Below are 25378 nucleotides of genomic sequence, written 5' to 3' on the forward strand. Positions count from 1 at the left end.
GAGAGTATTTTATAGAAATGTATTTTTAGGATATTTTAATGAAAATGAATTAAGAACTAAGGAACAATCAGTAAGGTTAGAAACTAATTTAGTGTAAAGTCTAATCTTTAACTTGTGTAAACTATGTGCCTTAACGAACAGGTTAACTAAACAATGGAAAAAGATTTTGAATTCGAAATTGATAAAATTAACTTGATTTATTTCAAGTCACGTCAATCTTTTGAAATTTTCAAATATGTAAGTAGTCAAGTTAACCTTACTGACTCATTCTGGATTCAAATAATGTACCTTTCGTTTAAGGATACTATCATTGAATTGGACAAATTATTTTCAGAGAATAGAAACCAAAAGTTCAGAATAAGGAATCTATTTAACAAATTAAAAAAGACTGGAAAATACAGAGAGTACAATTTCAGCAAGAGAACCATAATGCATTGGGAGAATGAATTATTAAGGTTCCAACCGACAGTGGAAACAATTAGATCCCTCAGAGATCAACACTTCGCTCACACTGACAAAAAAGATTCCATAGGGTTTGATACGACTTCTGTTGATTATAGAAATATCGTTGATAACTCTGAATTAGAATCATTATTTGACTTCATTAAAAAAGTAATGACTGAAATTTTTAGCCAATGTAAGCAAGTACATATAGACTTAGAACTTTTCTTTTCAAGTAGTAATATTGGAATTTTCAAACAACTAAATGACTTAAGAAAATATAGAGAAAAGGAATTGAACAAAAGACTCAATGATTATAAAAAACCCAGCGTATAACAGCAAGTAATATCACATAGCCGCATAGCAGTTATTAAGACAAAGAATTGCAAATTTGAATATAATACAAATCAACATAAATTATAGTAAGGAACGGCTACGTGCCATACTTGCAAACCGTTGTGGTACATTTTGAATGAAAACTAATAAAAGCATATTCTTTCTACTTGCACTGTGCATTGCAATATTGCTCAGTTTTAAAGCAGATGCTCAGAGTTACGAGAATGCTGTGGCTTTTTCATTTGGTCTGAGCCTAATAGATAACCCAATAGATATCGAAAACCAATGCCGTTTTAATCCAACAAGCGGATTTAATACGGGTATCTCATTCTATCAATTATTAACCAGAAGAATAGGAATAAACATTGAACTTAAGAATTACCAATTGAATTTTGATCCCAATTTAATTCATTTAGATTTTCCAGTACCCTACAAAGAACGTGTGATATACGGAATTCTTGAGATGCCGATTGCCATGATGATAAATCTTAATTACTATGCGGATGCAAAATGTAAATTGTACTTCAGGGGAGGCTATTCTTTTGGAGTAATGCATTCTTGGAGATTTGTGGAATATTTTGAAGATGAAAAAGTTGTATCATCGATTCCACCTTATAGTACACCTATTGGTTTCACAGAATTGGGGCTTGAGGTACATCAAGCATTAAAACATGATTACATAATTATTTTCGGTTGTAAAGCTAAAATTACTAATGATATTAAGTATTATGACTACACAACTTGTTGGACTTTCGATATTAAATTTGGGAAACTATTTTGAATAAAAACGTACCGCATTCATTCATAGAGTTTTAATTATGATGAAAATAATAAAATGAAAAGATTTCTGCTGTTTAGTATAATTTGCTTTGTCTCAATATCTTCATTTTCACAAAATGTAATAGGTGGTGATATAGCATACAAGTACATCTCAATTGACTATTATGAAATTACAGTGACATTACTTACAATTGATTCAATTACAGGAAAGAATTTTGTAGCTTTTGATTATGGTGATAATTACAAAGACACTGTTTTTAGTTATGATTCAATTAAATACTCCACTCATATTACACAAAGAAACTATGTTACAACTCATACCTACCCTGGTTTTGGTTATTACTATTTAATTGCAATTGCAGATAATTGGATATCGGGTATTCAAAACATAGAGAATTCGATTAATGAATCATTTAAACTTGCATGTATTATTAAAATAGGAATCTCTTCATTAACGAACTCGTCTCCTACAATTAGTAGTTTTGTTTATGATACTGCGTTTAAGAGCAAACCTTTCAAAGCCAGCTTTTTCAAATCAGACCCTGATAACGACAGTATTTCATATCAGCTAACTAATTGCTTCGTTGATAAATATTTATTTCCAAATTCGAGTATTACATTCGAATTAGATTCAATAACTGGTGAACTTTTATGGAATAGCCCGACATCTTCAGGAATATTCGCAATTGGTATTGAGACTATTGAATGGCGTGGAGGAATAATGATTGGGTCAACTATTATCCAATCACTCGTCTTAGTGATAGAGACAGACAATATAAACAGCATGTCACATAGTAATGAGTTAATTAAACTATATCCGAACCCTACTAAAGGCAAAGTTTTTTGCAAAAAAAATCAAAATGAGAATGAAGTATATGCATTTGAAGTGTACAATGATAAAGGATTAAAAGTTAATTCTGGGAATTTAAAAAATAACTATGAAATTATAAATTTGCAAAACTTCTCATCTGGTATTTATTTTATAAAATTTTCTTGTCTAAATTCTTATCAAACTTCTAAAATAGTGTTGAAATAAGAAAAACGTACCACAACAAAGGCTTTACCCAATAAGGGTTTTAGAGAATTTTGAACAGAAATGCAAGTGTTGAAATTTAGTAATAATTTTGAAAGAATATGCTTCGAAATCCCTTACTGGGCAAAGCCAAAACGTTACAGGGCATTTTGAACCAAACCATTATCGTATCAAATAGAATCATATCGTATCATAAATATCGAACATTTATCGAATAAAAACGTATCGTATCGTATCAGTATTGAAAATTATTGATACATTTGTGGTATGGAAAATACAGTTCACACATTTAGATTAAATATTGATTGGGAGTTAATAAACCTGATAAGTCAAGTTGACAGGTTTGATGCGTCATGGACATCAATTGAGAAAAGAGAAGGACAAAGTCTCAAACAATTGAAATCAATAGCAACTGTGAGGAGCGTTGGTGCTTCAACCAGAATTGAAGGATCGAAATTGTCTAATGAAGAAGTTGAAGTTCTTCTTAAAGAAATTGATATCACAAAAATTGAGGATAGGGATTCACAAGAAGTTCTTGGGTATTTTGACACATTAGACTTAATATCTGGATTATACGATGACATAAAAATCAATGAGAACGGACTAAAGAACCTTCATAATATCTTATTGAAATACAGCGACAAGGACAAATGGCATAAAGGAGACTACAAACAACATAGTAATTCAGTTGAGGCCAAACTATCTGATGGAACTAAACAAATAATTTTTAGAACTACAGAAGCAGGTTACCCAACACAAGATGCTATGCGCCTTTTAATTGACTGGTATAAAAAAGACAATAAAACTCATCCTTTGGTCAAATGTGCGTTATTCGCATATGATTTTGTAAGCATCCATCCCTTTCAAGATGGAAACGGAAGATTAAGCAGACTAATTTCAACTTTATTGCTTCTCAAAAATGGATACAAGTGGATTCAATACGTAAGTTTTGAACATGAAATCGAAAGTAGAAAAAATGAATATTATCGAGTTCTGAGAAACTGCCAAGCACAACGTCCTAACGAAAATGTTACTGAATGGGTAAATTTCTTTTTTAACGCACTTATAAATATTCAAGGGCAACTTATGAAAAAACTTGAGTTCAAAGGTGTTGAAACACAATTGTCTCCAAGAGAAAAATCCATATTGACTTTTATTGGAAACAATGCTGGATGTAAATCTGGTGAAATAGCAAAAAAATTAGGAATACCAAGTCCAACTGTAAAAAGAATTCTCCCTGAATTGCTTGAAAAAAATCTAATTACCAAACATGGAGTTGGACCAGGAACAAATTACTCATTAAAATAAAAAACGCCCTATAACAATAAATATAATTCATGCCGCAGTTTCATTTTCATAGAAAATGAGTTAGTAAATTTGAAAATACATAAACCAAAGACACTTATTGAACAAGATGCGGCACGCATCATATTCAAACCGTTAGGCAAAATTGCACGATTCATTTCCAATTGACAAAGAATTTCTCAAAAAGTTTCCCTTTGTGAAACATTTGTTTTATATTTGTGATTACTTATATGAAAACACATTTAATAAAGAAACAATCGATAGAGGATTATGTTTTTAAAAATGCTCAAAGTAGAGCATCTTTTGAAATATGGATTTCCATTTTGAAGCGAGTTGATTGGAATGAGCCAAGTAATATCATTTTGACATATAATAGTGCAGATATACTAGGTAAAGGATCAAATAGAGTTGTTTTTAATATTGGAGGAAATAAATACAGGATGATTTGTAAATATCATTTTGGTGAAACAAAAGCTCACTTATTTGTTAAATGGATCGGAACACATGCAGAGTATACTAAACTTTGTAAATCAGGAATGCAATATGAAATAAGTGGATATTGACAAATGAATTAAAAAGGACAAAAATGGATACACTAAAATTTACAATAATTAAGAGTCAGGATCAATACGACAAGTACTGTGAGATGCTTGAGAATTTACTTGTTAATGATGATAAAAAATACTTTGACGAAATTGAATTGTTAACACTTCTAATTGAAAAATGGGATAGTGAGCAAAATACATTTAATGATATGGATCCAATAGAGCTTCTCAAGTTTTTAATGTCTGAGCATAATTTAAAAGCAAAAGATTTAGTTGATATTCTAAAATTGTCTAAAGGTACAATTTCAAAAATATTGAACTTTAATAAAGGTCTATCTAAGGATACAATCAGGAGACTATCGCATTATTTTAAAGTCTCGCAGGAAGCATTTAATCGTCCGTACAAATTAAAGAATGAATTAAATAGACATTTTCGAAATGCGAGTTTAATGAACACCAGAAAAAATATGTTAGAATCAGGCGAAGCAACATTTGCCTAACACCAACTTTAAATAATACTTCGCTAATCGCTTCGTACTATTCAAAGTTGTACCGTTAGGGGGCATAAACTCCAAATAAACCATCAGATTATTGATAATTTTTTGGGAATAAATTTTGCAAATGTTATCTTATATGATAACTTTGTATAATGAATAGAAAAATCATTTTTCATGGAGAGTCGTTCATTGAATTCTATAAAAAGTTAGACTTTAATGTGAAAACAAAGTTTCAATATGTGTTCGAATTAATAAAACAAGTTGAAATGGTGCCAAGAAAGTTTCTAGCTCCAATGAAAGGATATGAAGGACTTTTTGAAATTAGAGTTGAATTTCAATCAAATATTTACCGAGTTTTCTGCTGTTTTGACGAGGGAAATCTCGTTGTTCTTTTTAATGGATTCTTAAAAAAGTCACAGAAAACGCCAATGAAAGAGATTGAAAAAGCAATGAGGTTAAAAAATGAATATTTTAAACTTAAAAATGTAAAATAATGAAAGACTTTAGCAATATAAAAACATTCGATGAATTAATTGAATGTGAACACGGAAAAATTGGTTCAGAAAGCAGAAACTCTTATGAAGAGAAAGCTCAAATGTTTATTGTTAGTGAAATGTTGAAGAATGCTCGAAAAGAGGCAAAATTAACACAAGAACAATTAGCTAAAAAAACCGGAACAAAGAAAAGCTATATTTCTAAAATTGAAAATGCTAAAGGAAATATTCAACTATCAACATTAATTCGAATTTTTGAAACTGGTTTGAATAGAAAAATAGGCCTAACTTTTCTTTAAGTTTTGAAAGAACAGATGAATTACGCCCCCTAACAATAGCTTTAAGAGGCTTTAATAGTAATCTGAATATAAAGTGTCCAGTGGGCTGTGTGCTCTCATTTTGTTTAAATTTGCAACGTGTAAATAATGAAGAGTTGATGCTATATAACTATGGCCAAGTAGATCTTTAATCGATACAATATCAACTCCATCTTCCAATAAATGAGTAGCATACGAATGCCGTAATGTATGAACTGAGCATTCTTTAATTATTCCAGCTTTTTTTGCAGCAAGTTTGAAACTTTGTCTAATTGCCGATTTACTAATCTCTCTATCTATATCATGTCCATAAAAAAGGAAATGTTTGGGTTTAAAGCGTTGAATATACTTCCTTAATCCTTGAAGCATATATGTACTTAAAATTACATACCTATCTTTATTCCCCTTTGATTGTTTTATCCTAATTTGCATCCTATCCTCATCAATATCTGATATTTTTAATTGACATACTTCGTTAATACGAAGTCCAGCTGAATAAATTAATGCAAATATTACACGTTGCTTTAGTCCTTTTGGAGTTTTTAATAAAGCTCTAACTTCCTCCCTTGAAAGTACTACTGGCAATTTGTAAGTCTTTTTAATTTTGGGAAGTTTAATTCTTTTATCATCCAAATTATACAAACGAAAAAGAAATCGAAGACTATAAACCATATGTTTAAAATAGGTCGCACTTGGAGAATCAACTTTAGTTAATTTAAATAGATAGGTATTGATATCATTGGAATCTAGTTCAATGGGTGATTTTCCAAAGTATAAACTTATAACTGCTAAACTTCTTGAATAACTGAACATTGTACTTGGAGCATATCCGTCAATAGTAATTTTTTCCTCAAATTTTGAGAGGTGTTCAATGAATCTCGGGATCTCATTTTTTGCCCGTTCTATAAAGGTTTTAGAATTACTTCCTTTCTGAATTCTTGAATTTTCTACAATAATTATACTCATAGCTTTGATGTTTTTGATTATTATTTAACAAAAAAAAAGCTGCCATTTGAGGCAGCCTTTTTGATTAAGGAAATTATCGTTTATATACTAAAATTTCTTTTAGGTTAAAATTGAATTTAACCTACTCATATCTTCACCTACTTTCTTATCCAAAAGCCGAGCATATATCTTAGTCATATTAACTGAGCTATGACCTAGCATTTTAGATACAGTTTCAATAGGAACATTATTATTTAATGTGATTGTAGTTGCAAAAGTATGCCGTGCCAGATGGCTTGTTAAATGTTGGTTGATCTTGGCAATGGCTGCAATCTCTTTTAAGTATGCATTGGTTTTCTGATTGGAGTTGACTGGCATAACCCTGTTTTTTACTTGACAATAAGGGTGATTCATGTATTTTTCAATTAGTTCATTTGTAACATTCAATATTGGTATATGGTTAGCTTCATTGGTTTTCTTTCTGTGAATTTTTATCCATTTATTCCCATCATCACCCATTACAATGTCTGATGGTCTTAGGTTCATAAGATCAGTATGTGCTAGTCCTGTATAACATGAAAATAGAAAGCAATCTCTTACTAAACCAAGTCTTTCCAGATGAAGTTCTGCTTCTTTAAGCTTGTTTAATTCTTCATTGGACAGAAATCCTCTATCGACCTTATCATAAGTAAGTTTTAAATTGGCAAAAGGGTAGTGCTTCATCCAGCCATTTGCAAAAGCAATACGAACAATCTTCTTTAAACGAGCTAAATATTTTGTTGCAGTATTGTGAGTAATACCTTTTTCTGCTTTTAGATAGGAAAGGAATTTTGTCAAGAAATCTACATTGATATTGTTCATATCCATATCTTCCTTGCCATGGTATTTCTTCATAAACTCCTTTAGGTTTTTGAGACATGAAACATATCGACTGTATGTTTTTTCATTCATGTCAATCCCAATAAGTTGCTTGGCATTTGTGTTGTGATCTTCAAAAATTGAGACTAGTGTTATCTTGTTTTCTTCAATTCCCAGAAAAGTATTTTTTATCGCCTTTGCAGAGATTGGTTTGTTTTCCTCTCGCAAATCCTGAAGTCTTTCATAAAGTTGATACTCTATGGTTTTCATGTATTGATTGATCTGTATGGCAGTTTTAGAGTTGCCTTTTACCTGGGCTCTGTGCAAATTCCAAAAGTCAGGATCAATACTTCGGTTTAATGCCATTTCTGTTCGTGAACCATCATAAGAAATTCGGACATAAATAGGTGCTTCACCGTTTTTCAGAAGCTTAGATTTCTTGATGTAGAATAATAACTTTAATGATACTCGCTTTTCCATAATTTTGATAAATATTTAAGTGATTAAAAGTAACCATTATGGATAGAAAACGAAAACGCAAAGTGAAGCAAATCAGTGAAATAACACCCAAACTGGTGGACTAAAATAAAAAATACCAAGTCCACCGCTTAGTCCACCAGAAATATTGATAAAGTTTGTTTTAACATGCTTCTTTTTGCTATTGATATCATAAAAAAACCCCGAAAACGGTTAGTTTGCGGGGTTTTGCTTCAAATTACAATTAACTTAGTGATCCCTCAGGGATTCGAACCCTGGACCCCCTGCTTAAAAGGCAGATGCTCTACCAACTGAGCTAAGGAATCAACCTAATTGGAGGTGCAAAATTAAAACATTTTTTTAAACCAGAAGAATTTTAAAAAAATAAATAATTGTCATCTGGTTTTGCTCCTTTATTTGACTCTTTTTAGTTTGTGTTCTTCAAATTTAAATAGCCATATGGTGGATTTTTCAAAACCATTTCCTGCTTTTCTTCGCAGGAAGGTAAATCCATCACAAGCTGTTTCTTTTTCAATCAAGGCGCGTTGTATATATTTCCCATGCTCAACCATCAATTGGCTGTAAAGTAATACTCCTTGGTAGCCCAACCAAGCATAGTTATTTGGTTCAGTTTTATAAGCCTGCCGATAACTTTTTACAAATTCGATAGTAGAAGAATCAGAAAAATCTAAAATGGGTTCCGATGTAAAATAACTGTTTAGTTTATCCAACATATTGATTTCAACAGCGCTTTTATTTAACCATTTGTAGGGTGCCAATACATTTATTTTATTTTTTTGTTCTTCCTTATCAAAGTCAATAACACCAATCAGATTGGTTACCACCGAATTAATGACAACCACATCATGGGTCGGTATATAAATCAGGTTACTATCCTTGGCAAGCTGATGTAAGTATTCTGCTTTGCCCCAATTGCCATGATCTACGACCATGAAATGCATACTCTTGAAAGTAGTTGAATCGCTATAAAGCATCACTTTCTCTTTAATGTACTCAAGCTCGGTGTTATCGGAAGCAAGCACCAATAGATGGTAGTTTTTGAAATGTTTGGTCATGAGTTGACTGCTTTTCTCCAAATGTGTGTATTTGGCTGGCCGGCAAGAAATAAAATAGGGATTTTCCAAGAATCCTTTTTTGATACTTAATGGAGAAATAATCGGTAACATATGCATTTGGGAATATGCAGAAAACTCATCCATGTGCGTATTCAGAAATGGTCCTACAATCAAATCGAAAGAATCCTTATCAATAAGGGATAGTATATGACTGATAGAAGAATCGCTTCCCGAATAGTTATCGAATATCTGAACTTGTAAGTTTAATCCAAGGTTGGGCACACTATCTTCCAAAGCCAGTTTAGCCCCCATATAATACTCTTGGGCTAATTTAGAAATCCGTTTTTGCTTAAACTCCTCATCATAAATTTCATTCAAATAAAGTGGCAAAATATAGGCAATATTGTATTTTTCTTTCTGAATGAATGGATAAATGCTTGCCAGACTGTCAATTTTTTCAGGCAGGTTAACTTCTGTCTGCTGCACGCTATCTTTGGCTGGTACTACTTCAATGGGTTTTTCGGTTTGATGCCGCTGATATTTTTCTTCCAGATTAAGTTGTTCCTGGCTGAATTTCCAGCTGCTGCAGGATTGAATTAATACTGAACTTAAAAGAAAGAGAACAAGCAAAAGCTTTTTATTCCCATTCAATGGTTGCAGGAGGTTTTGAACTGATATCATAAACAACTCTGTTTATTCCTTTTACTGAATTAATAATTTTATTGGATACTTTTGAAAGAAATTCATGTGGCATTGGATACCAATCAGCTGTCATGCCATCGGTAGACGTAACCGCACGTAAAGCCACCGTATACTCATAGGTTCTTTCATCACCCATAACACCCACCGACTTTACCGGTAACAATATGGTTGCTGCCTGCCAGATTTTATCATACAAATTATCTTTCTTCATTTCATCCATATAAATGCGATCTGCATCTTGTAATATTTGCACTTTTTCCAGACTAATTTCACCCAGAATACGAATGCCTAATCCGGGACCGGGAAAAGGATGCCTGTTATACAAATTCTCAGGTATATGGAGTTCAGCCGCAACCCTTCTTACTTCATCTTTAAACAGCAAACGTAGGGGTTCAATAATTTTCAGACTCATTTTTTCGGGTAATCCACCTACATTATGATGTGATTTGATGGTGGCCGCAGGTCCACTTGTTCCGGCTGATTCAATGACATCAGGGTAAATAGTTCCCTGGCCAAGCCATCCGACATTTTCGATTTTTTTTGCTTCCCGTTCAAAAACATCGATAAAGGTTTTTCCAATAGCCTTCCGCTTTCCTTCTGGTTCGCTGATTCCCGTTAATGCCTTATAGAATTCTTCCTTTGCATCTACAGCAATCACATTCAAATCAAGTTGCTTATATGTTTCAATAACTTCTGCAAACTCATTTTTGCGAAGCAATCCATTGTCAACAAATATGCAATACAAATTTTTGTGAATAGCCTGATGCAAAAGTGTTGCTGCCACTGTGGAGTCAACCCCTCCTGATAAACCCATCACCACTTTGTCATTTCCTAATTTTTCCTTAAGCGCTGCAATGGTTGTGTCTACGTAGTGTGCAGGTGTCCAATCCTGCGTGCATCCACAAACATCTTTCAGGAAATTTTGAAGCATGGCTTTTCCATCTGTAGTATGATATACTTCGGGATGATACTGAAAGCCATAAATATGTTTCGATTTGTTTTGAAAAGCAGCAACAGGTATATCATCAGTTTCTGCAATGATTTCATAACCCTTTGGTAATTCAAGAATGGTATCGGAATGCGACATCCAAATCTGATTGTTGTTCACATCATTAAAAAGGATGCTTTGATTTTGGGTTTTGACCAGGCTGGCTCGTCCATATTCGCGAATGTGTGAACGTTCTACTTTTCCCTGATCGTGCAAGACTAACAATTGGGCTCCATAGCACAAACCAAGTACAGGCTTATGGCCCAATATTTTTTTTAAATCAGTGGTAGGGGCTTGCTCTTCCAAAGTAGAAAAAGGACTTCCGGATAAAACTACACCCTTTACTTCATGATCCAGTTCAGGTACAGAATCGTATGGATGGATTTCTGAATAAACGTTAAGTTCCCTTATTTTTCTTGCGATAAGCTGGGTAAACTGTGAGCCGAAATCAATAATTATAATTTTTTCCATATATGCTAGGCCTGTTTTTTTAAATTGTCTAATTTTTCTTCCAGTACTTTTATTTTTAATTCAGCATCTGCCTTTTTCTTGTTCTCAATGTCAACTACCTGTGCGGGTGCATTCTGGACAAATCGTTCGTTCCCCAATTTCCCCATAACACTTTTTAGAAAACCCATTTGGTAATCCAGTTCTTTTTGTGCTTTTTCAATTTCCTCGCTAAGGTCGATTTTTTCATCGAAAGGAACAAAATATTCTGTTGAACGAATCAGAAAAGACAAGGCTGCTTGTGGTTTTTCAGCTAAATAATCGATGCTTTCTATTTTACACAGTTTTTTAGCAATCTCATCGTATGCTGTATGGCTTTTCTTTTCGGCTAATATCTGGAGCTTAATTTCTTCCTTATGTCCGAGATTATTACTGTTTCTGAATTCACGGATTCCTGATATCACTTCCTTTACAAATTCGAAGTCGCTAATTAGTTGTTCGTCATATTCACCTGCTTGTGGAAATTCTGCAACTATAATATCATCATCCTCTTTTCTTTCCGCTAAATGATGCCAAAGTTCTTCAGTAATAAAGGGCACAAATGGGTGTAACGATTTCAATAATATTTCGAAAATGTTGATGGTGGCTTGATAACTTTCCTGATCAATTCCTTCGCCAAAGCGAGGTTTGATAATTTCCAAATACCAGGAACTAAAATCATCCCAAAAAAGTTTGTAATTGGTCATCAATACATCCGACATGCGGTATTTTGCGTAATGATCTTCAATAAGTTCCAAGCTTTGGTTGATTTTGGAATTAATCCAAAGGATAGCTTGAGCAGAAGATTCACTTTGACTTAAGGTTGGATCAATTTTCCAACTCTTTACCAATCGAAAGGCATTCCATATTTTGTTATTGAAATTACGACCTTGTTCGCATAAGGCTTCATCAAATAAAAGATCATTACCTGCAGGGGAGGCCAAGAGCATTCCAACCCGAACACCATCAGCACCATACTTTTTCATCAACTCAATCGGATCTGGTGAATTGCCCAGAGATTTCGACATTTTTCGTCTTTGTTGGTCGCGAACGATACCTGTAAAATAAACATTCTTGAAAGGTTTTTCATTCCGGTACTCATATCCTGAAATGATCATTCGGGCAACCCAGAAAAAGATAATTTCAGGAGCTGTAACCAAGTCATTGGTTGGGTAATAATAATTGATGTCTTTATTATCAGGCTCTAAAATTCCATTGAAAGTAGAAATTGGCCAAAGCCATGATGAAAACCAGGTGTCGAGCACATCTTCATCCTGCTTAAGCTTTTGGATTTCACCAAGCTGATGGCTTGGTTTGGATTCCTGATTTTTGATTTTAAATAATTCGATAGCTTCCTGTTCTGTTTTTGCTACGACAAAATCTCCCTCCTCATTATACCAGGCTGGTATTTGGTGTCCCCACCACAATTGTCTCGATAAGCACCAATCTTTCACATTCCCCATCCAATGCTTATAGGTGTTTTTCAGATTGGCAGGGAAAAAACGAATATCATCGTTCATTACATGATCCAAAGCAGGTTTTCCCAATTCTTTCATTTTCAAGAACCACTGCATGGAAATTCGGGGTTCTATGATCGCATCTGTTCGTTCTGAAAATCCTACCTTATTAATATAGTCCTCAATTTTGTGTAAATGATTTGTTTTTTCCAGTTCTTCAACAACAAGTTTTCTAGCTTCAAAACGATCGCAACCAATAAATAGCTCAGCATTTTCATTTAAGCTGCCATCATCATTAAAGATGTCGATGCTTTTGAGTTTGTATTTAAGGCCAATTTCATAATCATTGATATCATGAGCCGGGGTAATTTTTAGCGCACCTGTTCCGAATTCCATATCAACGTATTCATCAAAAATCAGAGGCACTCTTCTGTTTACCAAGGGAACGATAACATACTTGCCTTTTAAGTGCTTAAACCTTTCATCTTCCGGATGCACACAAACAGCTGTGTCGCCCAAAATAGTTTCTGGACGGGTGGTGGCAATAGTAATTTGCTCATCGCTGTTTTCAATTTGATAATTCACATAATACAACTTCGACTGAAGCTCTTTATGTATTACTTCCTCATCGGAAACAGCGGTTTTAGCTTGCGGATCCCAATTAACCATCCGAACACCTCTGTATATCAATCCTTTGTTAAATAGATCAATAAACACATGGATAACGCTATCAGATAATTGTTTGTCCATGGTGAAACTGGTTCGCTCCCAATCGCAACTGGCTCCTAATTTTTTTAGTTGCTCCAGAATGATTCCTCCATGTTTTTCTTTCCATTCCCAGGCATGGGTAAGAAATTCATCACGGCTTAAGGTCGATTTATCGATTCCTTTTTCTTTTAATAGGGCAACAACTTTCGATTCTGTAGCAATGGAAGCATGGTCGGTTCCGGGTAGCCAGCAAGCGTTTTTTCCTTGCATGCGTGCATGTCGGATCAATACATCCTGAATGGTATTGTTGAGCATGTGTCCCATGTGTAAAACACCTGTAACATTTGGTGGTGGAATTACAATGGTATAAGGTTCTCTATCGTCAGGTTCTGAATGGAAATAGTCTTTTTTCATCCATTCTGCATACCATTTATCTTCAATAAGGCTTGGGTCGTAATTTTTATTGAGTTCCATGCTATATAGGTAAAATCCTTTTTGTTTGATTTGAATGCTTTAAAATTGAAAGGGCAAAGTTATAGAATATAGCCTGTATAATTTGATTAGCGGCTAAATAAATAACACAATAAAGCCTATCCTGATTTATTTGACAAAAAAAAACCCGGAACATAAAGAACCGGGTTTTGTGTATTGATAAGCTACTATTTAGTAAACCATAAACTTCTTGGTAGTCAAGCGTCCTTCTGCACTTAAACCAAGGATATAAATTCCTTTTGGAAGGTTTCCAACATAAATGCTTTCAGATGAAAGACCTCTGTTATTCATGCTCAAGAGTTCACCATAAACAATTTGGCCATTGGTATTGCTTACAGAGATATAAGCTTTTGCATTGCCATTGCTATTGATGTCGATATTCACATAACCATTGCTGTAATATGCTTTGTCTAATGAAGCAAATTTTTCAGCAACACCGCTTCCTAATGTGAAATTATAAACTGAAGCTACCAATGAGAATTTTGTTGGTTCTGGATTTCCAGACCATACAACACCAAAAACAGGAGCATACTGACCCGGAGTCATGGTGGTTGGGAATGTCAGGGTAAATTTAAAATTCACGCTGTCTCCAACAACTAAGTCACTTGTTGGCATATATCCGCCTAAAAGCTGAAGACCTGTTACCTGGCTACCATTCCACCATCCAATAACCAGAATGGCTGTATCAACGGTTGTAAATGTAGCTGTGGAGTTATTGATCATTTTAAATTCAAACTCAGTTGGTTGTCCGAGGATGACATCGCTATTAATTACAGGAGCAACTATTTCAGTTAATTCAAGTCGATCGGCTGCAAATGTATTCATGGAGATAAATCCAAATAATAATGCAAAAAATAATTTTGTAAAGTTTTTCATTTGATTCGTTTTATAATGATTTAAGCATTCGTTAACAATGCAATATTAGGAAAAAATATTTTGTAAAAATACCTATTAATAAACTATTCTTTTTCAGGTTTTAAATATTATGATATAAGCGGAATGTACATGCTGATACTATTGAATAGTTCGTTTAAAAAATATCCAGCTCGGGAAAGGGTATTTATTAATACTTTTTTATGTAACTTTACCGTGGATATTTTTAAAATATTCTATTGATTTTTTATAATATTACTAACTATAATTGTTTGAGAAGACTCTACACCACAAGAATTTATTTGTATAAACAGGCATTTTGTAATAAATGTGTTTGTTTTTTTGTGTAAGATATGGAAGAATAACCCAATTCTTCTACCTTCTTCTCCTAAAATTAATTAGGAAGTACATTATCAAAATCAAGTCGAATATTATTTAACTAAATTAATATGAAAAATATGAGAAAGTTAACACTTGTTTTGTTTGCAATTTTTGTTTCAATTTCCTGGAATATAAATGCACAAACATATTGTACTCCTTCCTGGACTAGTGCAGGTAATTATCAGATAGGAACACAACAGGTAAATATTGGTTCAATAAGCAATACAACCACTTGTCCTACTACATCTGCACAGTATAGTAACTACACAAGCATGTCAACAACTGCTTATCCTGCATCAACAGTTAATGTGAGTGTACAGGTAGGTGGTTCGAACACAACCTGGTTCTGTATTTTTATTGATTTCAATAACGATGGAACATTTAACACAAATGATGAATGGGTTTATTCCTCAGGTAGTACTGCTGCCAGTGGTTGGAGTACAGGTACAATAACAATACCTTCTAACGCGCCTGCTGGTAATAAACGCATGCGTGTAATCAGTGATTATGGTTCATCTTCACTTAATCCTCCTAGCCCATGTACAAACTATTATGCAGGAGAATGTGAAGATTATACAATTAAAATCTTATCTCTTTCAGGTTTTGATTGTGCATTAACCAGTGTTGATTCTCCCGGAGTTTTCAGTGTTGATAGCAATAAACTTAGTGTTACCTTCTCAAACTTAAAGGCCGATTCAATTCGTTGGTTAGATTTAGGTTATTCCTTAAATGGTGGTACACCTGAACAAATTTTTGATTACAACAAGGCAACAGGAACAAAATTTCCTGTTTTAGGCCCTGGTGAAAACCATATGTACACTTTCGATAAGTCTGTTTTTATACCGACTAAAGGAAGTCATTCTTTAAAAGTATGGATTGGTGATGTCAATGACTCATTTCCTGATAATGATATAACAAATGATACTTTATTTCTGAATTTTTGTACAGGAATGGAAGGTACCTATACCATTGGCCCTATAGCTGGTGATTATGCAACCTTTAACGAAGCAGTTCAAGCATTACAAACATGTGGTGTTGCAACGCCAATAGTATTCCAGGTTGAACCAGGTGTTTATAATGAACGTGTGGTTATTCCTGATAATATTGTAGGGATAAGCGCAACCAACACTATTACTTTCGATGGTCTGGACAGAACTAAGGTTACCTTAACATATGCCGGAACTTCTTCTTCCAATCGTGCAACGGTTTTATTTGATGGAGCCGATTATTTTACCTTTAGAAACATGAAAATTCAGAATACAGGTACTTCTTATTCTGTTGCAGTCATGCTGATGAATCAGGCTGATAATAATAGTATTATTGATTGTGATATGACTGTTGGAACCAATTCGAGTTCATATGCTCAGGTTATTCAGTCTACCAGTTCTGAAGCATCAACCGGAGGTAATGGTGATAATGCAAATTATACGCTTGTACAGAATTGTACTTTATCAAATGGTTATTATGGTGCTCACTTCCGTGGATCTGGATCCACATCACCTAACATGGATAACAGAATCATTGATTGTATATTCAATGGTCAATATTACTATGGTATCTATTACTATTATCAAAGAGGTGCTCAATTTATTAATAACACAATAGATATTGGTTATAGTACAACCAGTGCATATGGTATTTATCAACAATATGGTTCAAAGTCAATCATTGATGGAAATAATGTGATGCCAGGTCAATATGGTATTTATACATATTATGAAAACTATTATTATCAAGGCGATAGCTCTTTAGTCATAAACAATCTTATTCATGATTTTAAAAACCCTACTTATCAAGTTGGTTATCGTGGTTATTATTATAACTATAATTTAAGAGTATTAAACAATACTATCCATGTTGATGGTAGCTATGCTAATAGTTATACCTATGCTGCAATGCAATTTTATTATCCATATCACTTAATGTGTTTAAATAATATCTTAATTAGTGATGGTGGTACTATGCTACTAACTGTTTACTATTATCCTTATGGAAATGGAGCTGTAATCGATTATAATGATTATATCTATCCAAGTAGTACTACTAATAATATGTTTTTCAATTATAATGTCTATTATTTGGATTTAGATGCTTGGAAAGGTGCAACTCAAGGGATGAGTATGCCACATGATGAAAACTCATGGGAAAATGAAGATCCTAAATTTGATGCAACTAATCCATATCATTTAAATCCGAACTATCCTCCTTTAGTTGGAAAAACTTTCGGATATATAGCTGCTGATATAGATGGTGATCCTCGTTGTATTTATCGTACAGCAATTGGTGCTGATGAATCTGAATATTCAACAGGATTACCTGTTTCAAACTTCATTGCTGGCGATACTATTTGCTTTAATTCACCCATTACCTTTTTAAATACAGCTGATAAAAATGCCAAACAAGGTTATTGGTGGTTCCTGAATGGTGTTCAGAAAACAACCGATTTTAACTTTACCCATACTTTTGGTGCAGGTACCTATTACGATACCATCACCCTTGTTACCAGTAATTGTGCAGGATCTGATACCTTTACAAAGGTTGTTCTGATTGATGCTCCGGCAACACCTCCAATGGCTGATTTTATTGCAGAAATGAATGAAATTGAAACAGGATTTCCAATTCAGTTTTTTGATATTTCTTCCAATTGTCCAAGTAGCTGGAAGTGGAGTGTAGTGCCTGCCACAGTAACATTAGGTGGTTTAGGAACTGTTCCTTCTCATAGTTATCTGGCTCCAACAGGAAGCTTTTCTCAAAACCCAGTTGTTTTATTGGAGTATCCTGGTGTTTACAAAATTTGCCTGACTGTATTTAATACAATAGGTGGCGATAGCATTTGTAAGGATAAATATATTGTTGTAAAACCATCTCAATGGATTTGTAACTATGTATTGCCTTCAGTAAGCTCATCTATGCGTGGTATCTTATTTGACGATCAGGGTCCTGTTAGTGATTATGGCAATGGCCGTAATTGCGATATTCTGTTAAGCCCTTGCGCCAGCTCAATTGATTTCACTTTCTCAGAGTTTGATGTAGCCGGAGGCGATTATTTCAGAATATTTGAAGGAACTGATAACAATGGTACACCATTATGGGATGTTAATAATTATGGCAATAATGGAATAAATGGAGAAATTAGCGATCCTGGTTTCCAAAGTAAGTTTACTTCCAGCACAGGAAGTTTATTTATCGAATGGGAAACAAATACATCAGGTACAGCTCCTGGTTTTGTAGGTAGCTGGGAAGCAACTGCAGGTCAGTTTGCTAAACCAAATGCGTTATTTGATGGACCTGATACCGTTTGTTTGGATGCCGTTGCTTATTTTGAAAACTTATCGACATCCAATGGAGGAACGAACTCCTGGGATTATGATCAGGATGGATTCTATGATGATTTCAATGAAAATGGTGAATATAAATTCCCATTTGCCGGATGGTATTCTGTGAAACTAGTTGTTGAAGATTGCGGTGGTACAAGTTCTTATACCAAGAATGTTTTTGTTATTCAACCTCCAGTTGCTCCAACACCTAATTTTGTTGCTGATATTCTTCGTCCAGTTGCTGGAAAAGATGCTGTATCTTTTACCGATCTGACTCAAGGTTGTGTGAATGCATGGACATGGACTATCACCCCTGCTACATTTAGTGTGATAGCAGATTATCCAAATGGTCAAAATCCAATAATTCAGTTTAACGATACAGGTTATTATAGCGTTACATTGGAGTCTGCTTTTGGATCATTTACAAAGTCAATTACTAAAACAGATTATATCTATGTCATTCAGTATTGTGTACCTGGTGTAACTACTTTAGGGCAAGATGTTGGAATTAGTTATGTAGAACTTACTGATTTTGCAAATACGCCAATTTTAGTAAACGCATCAGCAATTGGAAGTGAATCTTTTACCGATTATTCAGCAACTAAATCTGCATATTTGGCAAGAGGAGCTTCTTATTCTTTAACTGTTAAGAGAAATACAAATTATAACAATATTGATCGCAAAGCGTGGATTGATTGGAATGTTAACGGGGAATATGAAGCTTCTGAATTAATCGATCACGAACCAAATGCATCAACAACTAGTTGGACTACACAATTTGCTGTTCCTACTACTGCTCTTAAAGGAACCACTAGAATGCGTATTGCTACTGCTTTAGGAGGAGAAACTAATGATCCTTGTAATACCAGACTATTTGGTGAGGTTGAAGAGTACAGATTAATTATCCGTGATGATGCAACACCTCCAGTAATTACCATTACTTATATGGATACTGTTTATGTTGAACAGTGTTTGACATATGTTGATTCAGGTGCCACAGCAGAGGATAACCTGGATGGAAATGTAACGTCAAGTATTGTAACAACAAATAATGTTGATTTACAAAATCATGGTGAATATTGGTATAAATACGAAGTAAGTGATGCTAACGGTAATGTAGCTACTGCTTACAGAGTAATAATTGTAAACAAAGAGATGGATGCGCCAGTATTTACATTGAAAGGAAATGCAAATGAATATGTAGAAGTACATAATGCATTTGTGGATCCAGGTTATGATGTTAGCGATGCCTGTAGTGGAGTTGATACCGTTATGATGGTTTCAACAGTGGATATTGCAGAACTCGGTACCTATATGGTTGATTACACTGCATACGATAATAACAATAACTCTAGTATGTTAAGCAGAACAGTAGTCGTTGGAGATACAACTGAGCCAGTTGTAACGCTGAATGGATCTTCTCCTGTTATGATTGAAGTACACAATGCATATGCTGATATGGGTGTCGATGCTGTTGATAATTATTGTGCAAAAAGTGAAAATGCAGTTTTCACAACAGGTGCAGTTAATACAGATATTCTCGGTACGTATACCATCAGTTATGAAGTATATGACTGCAATGGTAACGGACCAGTTATGGTTAGTCGCGATGTAATTGTTGCTGATACAACAGCTCCTGCAATTTATTCAGGTATGTATAATGAAGGTGACACAATTACCATGGAAGTGAATAATAGTATTATGGATTACCTATCGAAAATGGGCATCATTGATAATTACTATGATTTTGCTGAGTTGATTCTTTTACCGGCTGGTACTTATTTTGATAATTTCCCTGCCCCATTGGGTATTGCCAATAAGCTTGGTTATTATAGTGCAAGTTTGAGTGTAACCGATCCATCCATGAATACGTCAATGATTTCATTTACAATTCTTGTAGTGGATACAGAAGCTCCAGTAATTACTAATCCTGGAACAGACTATATCGAGATTTGTCGTTTTGCCAAAGTAGATGCAAGTGAATTAGTTGTTAATGTAACCGATAATTTTGAAACCGGTATTACAGCAACAACTTCAGGTACTTACTTTAGCGAGTATTTGAATCATATGAAAGAAGGATTCTATTCAATTCGTTTCTCTGCAATTGATGGTTCAGGAAATAAGGCACAAGATTATACGAAATATGTTGACGTATCTTATTGTGAAACTTATTCTATCAATGACAATGATTTTGCAGGAAATATTGCACTTTATCCAAATCCAACAAGTGGTCAATTCAACCTTGAAGTTGAGTTGAACAGCCTTGAGCAATTAACAATCAATATTGTTAATGTTTTAGGAGAAGTTGTTCTTGAGGTTGAGAATAATGAAGTATTGAATAGTAGTTATAAAGTTGACCTAAGCGAATTCAGTAATGGTGTTTATTATGTAAGCATTAAAACTGCCAATTCAGTGATGGTTAAGCAAGTTGTTTTAGCCAAATAACACTTTTAAATATGTGATAAATCCTTCTCCTGAGTATTCGGGAGAAGGATTTTTTTATGCTATTAAGGCTGTCGATCTTGATCAGTACATAACGATGATTGTTGTGAAAAAATATTTTCTCTTATTTTTTTATTTATTTTAGAATTTATGCGATTTCTCACCCTTTCGTAATGATCAGATAGTCAGCTTTATGTGATTAACTTTTGCCTTTTGGAGTAACCTTCTTTTGTTGAATTGTATAGATATGTACTAACCTAATGAGAACCTTTGAATAAGATTCCTGGTATATTATTCAAATTGTTATTTGGCTTAATTTATTCCTAGAATGTGATTTTTTAACATTCGCCTTTTGAATCAATTTAGTTTGTAAACGATTCCTTAATTGATGCAAAAAAAAGGGTAAACCTGCCTGTAATCAGGATTATGTTTGCTTTAAAATTTGTGACTGTTCAATAAACACAAATTTGAGCTGTTTTTTTGAGAATTTTAAAAACCTACTGATGAAAGGAATCAGTTTGATAGTGAATTAACGAATTGAAGGATTGTATTTGATACATATTTGAATATTCTAAATTCACAAGCAGTCAACCAATTAAGTTGTACATTATTCAATCAATCAATGCAACAATGCCATTCAACAGGCATACTCCAAAGAAATGCGGTATGATATTCCTTACATCATACCGCATTCACTATTAATGGGATGTGATAAGAATAAGAAAGTAGATTGTGTTGCTATAAAAGAAGATTATATACTAGCCTCTTCTGATCAGGTAAATCATATAGGCAATATAAAGGAGAAAGAATATCACTCCCTCAATTCTGGATATGATGTATTTCGAACTTAATCCAGCAAACACAAAAAATAATAGATTACAGCCTAACAGAACAATAATATCAATATTTAAGTGCCCCAGACCAAGTAGTGAAATCGGACTAATTACAGAGCTTAAGCCAAGTACCCACAATACATTGAAGATAAGCGAGCCAACCACATTGCCAACCGCAATATCGATACTTCCTTTTTTTGCAGCTACCATCGATGTAATCAACTCAGGAAGCGAAGTGCCAATAGCAATGATAGTTAAGGCAATTAATTCTTCACTAACTCCCATGTCGCGTGCAAAACCAGAAGCACCAAAAACAGTCCATCTGCCACCAAAAAACATGAAGGCAAGTCCCAAGCCAGTGAAAGTAGCTGATTTTAACCAGGAGTGCTGATAATAGACGTAAATGAGCTTATTGAACCATGTATTTGTATGCGTAAAGTCAACAAGGTGATGAATTATTGATTTTAGATGACTATGATCAGATTCCGATTCAACATTAATATCTTTTGATTTGGGAAGTCGAATAACATAAATTATAAAAACTACCTGAAGCAGTAGAAAAATAATTCCATTTGCCCTGCTGAGACCTACAAAAGCTCCTTTTACAAACAGCTGTTGGTTGACTAATAACAATAAAAGTGCAGTAATAATAAATGAAAATGGGATTTCTGTGAAGGATGTGTTCTTTTTAACAGGCAATGGATAGAATATGGCGGTAATTCCAATAATCAGTAAAATATTGGCAATGTTGCTCCCAATAACGTTTCCTATCGCAATTCCATTGCTTCCATTTAAACTGGAAGTGATGTTAACAATAAGTTCAGGTAAAGAGGTTCCAATAGAAACGACCGTAAGACCAATAACTAAATTGGATATCTTCAGCCTTTTTGCGATGGAAATAGCGCCATCAACCAGGAAATCAGCTCCCTGTATAAGTAATAAAAAGCCTAAGGCAAAAATGATCAGATTCACTGAACAAAGATAAAAAGATAAGCCAAAACAAGAAGAAGATCAGCCTAATCTAATTTCTTTTTTTCAATGTTTTCACTAACTAGTTTTTCTTTGGTTGCATTAATAAATGAATAGGAGCTTTGGAGGCATTTTTCATTTTCATTGGGTAGGGGAGTGAGTTTGGCAAATTTCACCAAGTCGGATAGTTGCAAGAAAGTATGTAATTCACTTTTCAATTCATTGGCAATATCCAAGTTTTGTAAATAGGTCATTATTTCATCGGTCGTTGATTCAACCGCTGGTAAATGATAGCGATCTTCTATGTATAATCGGATTATATCCGTTAAGCGAATATGAAACTCTTTTACATCGCCTTTTTGCCATAGTTTTTCGTCCTCTAGTTTTCGAAGCGAATTAATAGCAATCAGGTGGGCAGGAAGTTTTGGTTTTTCGCGCTTAGCAAACAAGGGTTTCTTTTTCTTCTTTCGCTCAAAATATAATATTGTTAAAATAATGAGCAGGAGAGCGGGATATACAAAAATGATAACCTTTAAATCTTTAAAAGTTAATGGAACTTTCAAAGGAATTTGAATAGGCATTATTGCTTTGGACGTGTCGGCATCTATTATCAACACCTCAACCTGAAAAGTATCGGTGGCTATCCATTTGATATTTGTATCATCTCCTTCAGTATAAAACAAGCGGAATGACGGAATAAACTGCATGCCCGGCTCAAATGAAATAAAGCTAAAATCCTGTTTTAAGGTAATTTTTCCTTTATGAAACGATGAATCTAATTCCGAAAGTGAATGTAATTCGAATGCTTTTATCGAATCAACCAATTGTGATCCTTTGAGTTGAATTTCTTTCGGATGTTTTATTTCCAATGATAAAGTAACCAAATCGCCAATGAGAATAGAGCTGGAATCTATTTTGGCTTTTACAGAAATTTGAGCGAAAGTGGCAAATGACAAAAAGGGGAAAAGTATTATCAATATTCCTTTAACTATTTGAAATTTAAATCGCTTAATCATGATTAGCTTCGTTTTCCTCTATTCCTAAAAAAGTTAATCAAGGCTGTTGTATATGACTGATCGGTTCGAATGGAAATTAAATCAGCACCACTCTTAATAAATGCTTTTTGCATCACATTCGATTTTTCGATAAACCAATTTTTATACAGGTCGCGGCTCTTTTTGTTGGCTGTATCAACCCACATAATTTTGTTACTTTCGGCATCTCTTACCCTCATTAATCCGACTGGAGGTAATTCTTCTTCCCGTTTATCGTAAATGTTAATACCTATTAAATCGTGCTTTTTACTGGCTATTCGTAAAGCTTTCTCATAATCTTCTGCAATAAAGTCGGACATTAAGAAAGTAATTGCACGTTTTTTAGCAATATTAGTGAAATATCGCAAAGCCAAAGCGATATCTGTTCCAGAACTTTCAGGTTTGAAATCAATTAGTTCGCGGATAATCCGAAGAATGTGTTGCCTGCCTTTTTTGGGTGGAATGTATTTTTCAATTTTATCAGAGAAGAAAATGACACCCACTTTATCATCATTATGTATTGCTGAAAAGGATAATACGGCAGCAATTTCAGTCATCATTTCATTCTTAAACTGAACCTGAGTGCCAAAATAATCAGACTGACTGACATCAATCAGCATCATAACCGTAAGTTCTCTTTCTTCCTCAAAAACCTTAACAAAAGGTGTATTGAACCTGGCTGTTACATTCCAGTCGATAGATCGGATATCATCGCCATATTGATATTCCCTAACTTCTGAAAACGACATACCACGTCCTTTGAAGGTTGTTTGATATTCACCTGCAAAAAGATGATTGGATAAACCTTTGGTTTTTATCTCAATCCGTCTAACTTTTTTAATTATTTCAGACGTATCCATTATTAAGGTACTTCAACAGCATTTAAAATGTCATTGATAATGTCTTCGCTCATCACGTTTTCTGCTTCTGCTTCATAACTCAAACCAATTCGGTGACGCAATACATCATGACAAACAGCTCTGACATCTTCTGGGATAACATAACCTCTTCGTTTCATAAATGCATATGCCCTGGAAGCAAGAGCCAAAAAGATACTTGCACGGGGGGATGCCCCATAGTTTATCAAGCCATTTAATTTCTCGAGTTTTACATCTTCAGGTTTTCTTGTAGCAAAAACAATATCCAGAATATAATTCTCAATTTTTTCATCCATATAAACCTCACGCACAATATTTCGTGCTTTGATTAACTCAGCAGGCTTTACTACTTTATTTACGGCTTGTGGAATGTTCGTAATATTTTGTCTGACAATAAGTCGTTCTTCTTCCTTTTTTGGATAAGAAATTTTGACTTTCAGCATGAAACGGTCAACCTGCGCTTCGGGTAATGGATAAGTCCCTTCCTGTTCGATTGGATTTTGAGTGGCCATCACCAAAAAAGGTTCTTCTAATAGAAAACTTTCATCGCCAATTGTCACTTGTTTTTCCTGCATGGCTTCTAAAAGCGCACTTTGAACTTTAGCAGGAGCCCTGTTAATTTCGTCTGCTAAAATAAAATTGGCAAATACCGGCCCTTTCTTCACCACAAAATTATTTTTCGCCTGATTGTAAATCATTGTTCCAATCAAGTCA

19 protein-coding genes and 1 tRNA gene are annotated in these 25378 nt (G+C 34.0%); 9 read left to right on the top strand and 11 right to left on the bottom strand.

What is annotated here, in order from left to right; all coding sequences use genetic code 11:
• The first annotated feature begins 153 nt into the window (after positions 1-153).
• From HOG71_02325 to HOG71_02360, 8 genes are all read left to right on the top strand, one after another.
• Positions 154-777 (top strand): hypothetical protein, encoded by a 624-nt coding sequence (locus tag HOG71_02325; GenBank protein MBT5989665.1) that lies wholly within the window; start codon positions 154-156, stop codon positions 775-777.
• A gap of 136 nt (positions 778-913) precedes the next feature.
• Positions 914-1558 carry a hypothetical protein gene (locus HOG71_02330; GenBank protein MBT5989666.1) on the top strand — a complete coding sequence of 215 codons (645 nt, stop codon included), beginning with the start codon at positions 914-916 and terminating at the stop codon, positions 1556-1558.
• A 54-nt stretch (positions 1559-1612) separates the two neighbouring features.
• Positions 1613-2593 carry a T9SS type A sorting domain-containing protein gene (locus HOG71_02335; GenBank protein ID MBT5989667.1) on the top strand — a complete coding sequence of 327 codons (981 nt, stop codon included), beginning with the start codon at positions 1613-1615 and terminating at the stop codon, positions 2591-2593.
• 264 nt (positions 2594-2857) lie between these two features.
• On the top strand, positions 2858-3898 hold the full coding sequence (locus HOG71_02340) for a Fic family protein (GenBank protein MBT5989668.1): 1041 nt from the start codon (positions 2858-2860) through the stop codon (positions 3896-3898).
• Between the two features lie 227 nt (positions 3899-4125).
• Complete coding sequence (locus HOG71_02345; protein MBT5989669.1) at positions 4126-4458, top strand: type II toxin-antitoxin system HigB family toxin; 333 nt, start codon at positions 4126-4128, stop codon at positions 4456-4458.
• 23 nt (positions 4459-4481) lie between these two features.
• A complete protein-coding gene (locus HOG71_02350) occupies positions 4482-4940 on the top strand; it encodes a transcriptional regulator (protein MBT5989670.1) in 459 nt (152 codons plus the stop codon).
• 149 nt (positions 4941-5089) lie between these two features.
• On the top strand, positions 5090-5431 hold the full coding sequence (locus tag HOG71_02355) for a type II toxin-antitoxin system RelE/ParE family toxin (GenBank protein MBT5989671.1): 342 nt from the start codon (positions 5090-5092) through the stop codon (positions 5429-5431).
• The gene (locus tag HOG71_02360; protein MBT5989672.1) at positions 5431-5730 is read left to right on the top strand and encodes a helix-turn-helix transcriptional regulator; all 300 of its coding nucleotides are present in this window, start codon (positions 5431-5433) and stop codon (positions 5728-5730) included. Before HOG71_02355 ends, HOG71_02360 begins: the two co-directional genes overlap by 1 nt.
• 51 nt (positions 5731-5781) lie before the next feature.
• Here HOG71_02360 and HOG71_02365 read toward each other — a convergent pair whose 3' ends face one another.
• The 7 genes from HOG71_02365 to HOG71_02395 form a co-directional block, all read right to left on the bottom strand.
• Complete coding sequence (locus HOG71_02365) at positions 5782-6714, bottom strand: tyrosine-type recombinase/integrase (protein MBT5989673.1); 933 nt, start codon at positions 6712-6714, stop codon at positions 5782-5784.
• A gap of 99 nt (positions 6715-6813) precedes the next feature.
• Positions 6814-8031, bottom strand: coding sequence for a site-specific integrase (locus HOG71_02370; protein ID MBT5989674.1), 1218 nt, complete (start codon positions 8029-8031; stop codon positions 6814-6816).
• A 250-nt stretch (positions 8032-8281) separates the two neighbouring features.
• Positions 8282-8354: transfer RNA gene (locus HOG71_02375), tRNA-Lys, on the bottom strand.
• A gap of 87 nt (positions 8355-8441) precedes the next feature.
• A complete protein-coding gene (locus tag HOG71_02380; protein MBT5989675.1) occupies positions 8442-9785 on the bottom strand; it encodes a hypothetical protein in 1344 nt (447 codons plus the stop codon).
• Positions 9742-11265, bottom strand: coding sequence for a glutamine-hydrolyzing GMP synthase (gene guaA / locus HOG71_02385; GenBank protein MBT5989676.1), 1524 nt, complete (start codon positions 11263-11265; stop codon positions 9742-9744). Before guaA ends, HOG71_02380 begins: the two co-directional genes overlap by 44 nt.
• A 5-nt stretch (positions 11266-11270) precedes the next feature.
• A complete protein-coding gene (locus HOG71_02390; GenBank protein MBT5989677.1) occupies positions 11271-13919 on the bottom strand; it encodes a valine--tRNA ligase in 2649 nt (882 codons plus the stop codon).
• A gap of 189 nt (positions 13920-14108) precedes the next feature.
• Positions 14109-14813 carry a T9SS type A sorting domain-containing protein gene (locus tag HOG71_02395; protein ID MBT5989678.1) on the bottom strand — a complete coding sequence of 235 codons (705 nt, stop codon included), beginning with the start codon at positions 14811-14813 and terminating at the stop codon, positions 14109-14111.
• A 455-nt stretch (positions 14814-15268) separates the two neighbouring features.
• Here HOG71_02395 and HOG71_02400 point away from each other — a divergent pair, with 455 nt between their 5' ends.
• Positions 15269-20953 carry a DUF5011 domain-containing protein gene (locus HOG71_02400; protein MBT5989679.1) on the top strand — a complete coding sequence of 1895 codons (5685 nt, stop codon included), beginning with the start codon at positions 15269-15271 and terminating at the stop codon, positions 20951-20953.
• Positions 20954-21708: 755 nt separating this feature from the next.
• Here HOG71_02400 and HOG71_02405 read toward each other — a convergent pair.
• The 4 genes from HOG71_02405 to HOG71_02420 form a co-directional block, all read right to left on the bottom strand.
• Positions 21709-22755, bottom strand: coding sequence for a calcium/sodium antiporter (locus HOG71_02405; protein MBT5989680.1), 1047 nt, complete (start codon positions 22753-22755; stop codon positions 21709-21711).
• A 44-nt stretch (positions 22756-22799) separates the two neighbouring features.
• Positions 22800-23768, bottom strand: coding sequence for a hypothetical protein (locus HOG71_02410; GenBank protein MBT5989681.1), 969 nt, complete (start codon positions 23766-23768; stop codon positions 22800-22802).
• 2 nt (positions 23769-23770) lie between these two features.
• On the bottom strand, positions 23771-24646 hold the full coding sequence (locus HOG71_02415) for a DUF58 domain-containing protein (GenBank protein MBT5989682.1): 876 nt from the start codon (positions 24644-24646) through the stop codon (positions 23771-23773).
• Positions 24647-24648: 2 nt separating this feature from the next.
• The coding region (locus HOG71_02420) for a MoxR family ATPase (protein ID MBT5989683.1) at positions 24649-25378 on the bottom strand (730 nt) is incomplete at its 5' end.

It is taken from the genome of Bacteroidota bacterium (assembly GCA_018698135.1).
Taxonomy (GTDB): Bacteria; Bacteroidota; Bacteroidia; order CAILMK01; family JAAYUY01; genus JABINZ01.

Coding starts and splice junctions, on each gene's coding strand:
- HOG71_02360 (MBT5989672.1), top strand. CDS start 5,431: ATGAAAGACTTTAGCAATATAAAAACATTCGATGAATTAATTGAATGT.
- HOG71_02355 (MBT5989671.1), top strand. CDS start 5,090: ATGAATAGAAAAATCATTTTTCATGGAGAGTCGTTCATTGAATTCTAT.
- HOG71_02410 (MBT5989681.1), bottom strand. CDS start 23,768: ATGATTAAGCGATTTAAATTTCAAATAGTTAAAGGAATATTGATAATA.
- HOG71_02380 (MBT5989675.1), bottom strand. CDS start 9,785: ATGATATCAGTTCAAAACCTCCTGCAACCATTGAATGGGAATAAAAAG.
- HOG71_02340 (MBT5989668.1), top strand. CDS start 2,858: ATGGAAAATACAGTTCACACATTTAGATTAAATATTGATTGGGAGTTA.
- HOG71_02390 (MBT5989677.1), bottom strand. CDS start 13,919: ATGGAACTCAATAAAAATTACGACCCAAGCCTTATTGAAGATAAATGG.
- HOG71_02325 (MBT5989665.1), top strand. CDS start 154: ATGGAAAAAGATTTTGAATTCGAAATTGATAAAATTAACTTGATTTAT.
- HOG71_02330 (MBT5989666.1), top strand. CDS start 914: ATGAAAACTAATAAAAGCATATTCTTTCTACTTGCACTGTGCATTGCA.
- HOG71_02400 (MBT5989679.1), top strand. CDS start 15,269: ATGAGAAAGTTAACACTTGTTTTGTTTGCAATTTTTGTTTCAATTTCC.
- guaA (MBT5989676.1), bottom strand. CDS start 11,265: ATGGAAAAAATTATAATTATTGATTTCGGCTCACAGTTTACCCAGCTT.
- HOG71_02350 (MBT5989670.1), top strand. CDS start 4,482: ATGGATACACTAAAATTTACAATAATTAAGAGTCAGGATCAATACGAC.
- HOG71_02345 (MBT5989669.1), top strand. CDS start 4,126: ATGAAAACACATTTAATAAAGAAACAATCGATAGAGGATTATGTTTTT.
- HOG71_02415 (MBT5989682.1), bottom strand. CDS start 24,646: ATGGATACGTCTGAAATAATTAAAAAAGTTAGACGGATTGAGATAAAA.
- HOG71_02370 (MBT5989674.1), bottom strand. CDS start 8,031: ATGGAAAAGCGAGTATCATTAAAGTTATTATTCTACATCAAGAAATCT.
- HOG71_02395 (MBT5989678.1), bottom strand. CDS start 14,813: ATGAAAAACTTTACAAAATTATTTTTTGCATTATTATTTGGATTTATC.
- HOG71_02365 (MBT5989673.1), bottom strand. CDS start 6,714: ATGAGTATAATTATTGTAGAAAATTCAAGAATTCAGAAAGGAAGTAAT.
- HOG71_02335 (MBT5989667.1), top strand. CDS start 1,613: ATGAAAAGATTTCTGCTGTTTAGTATAATTTGCTTTGTCTCAATATCT.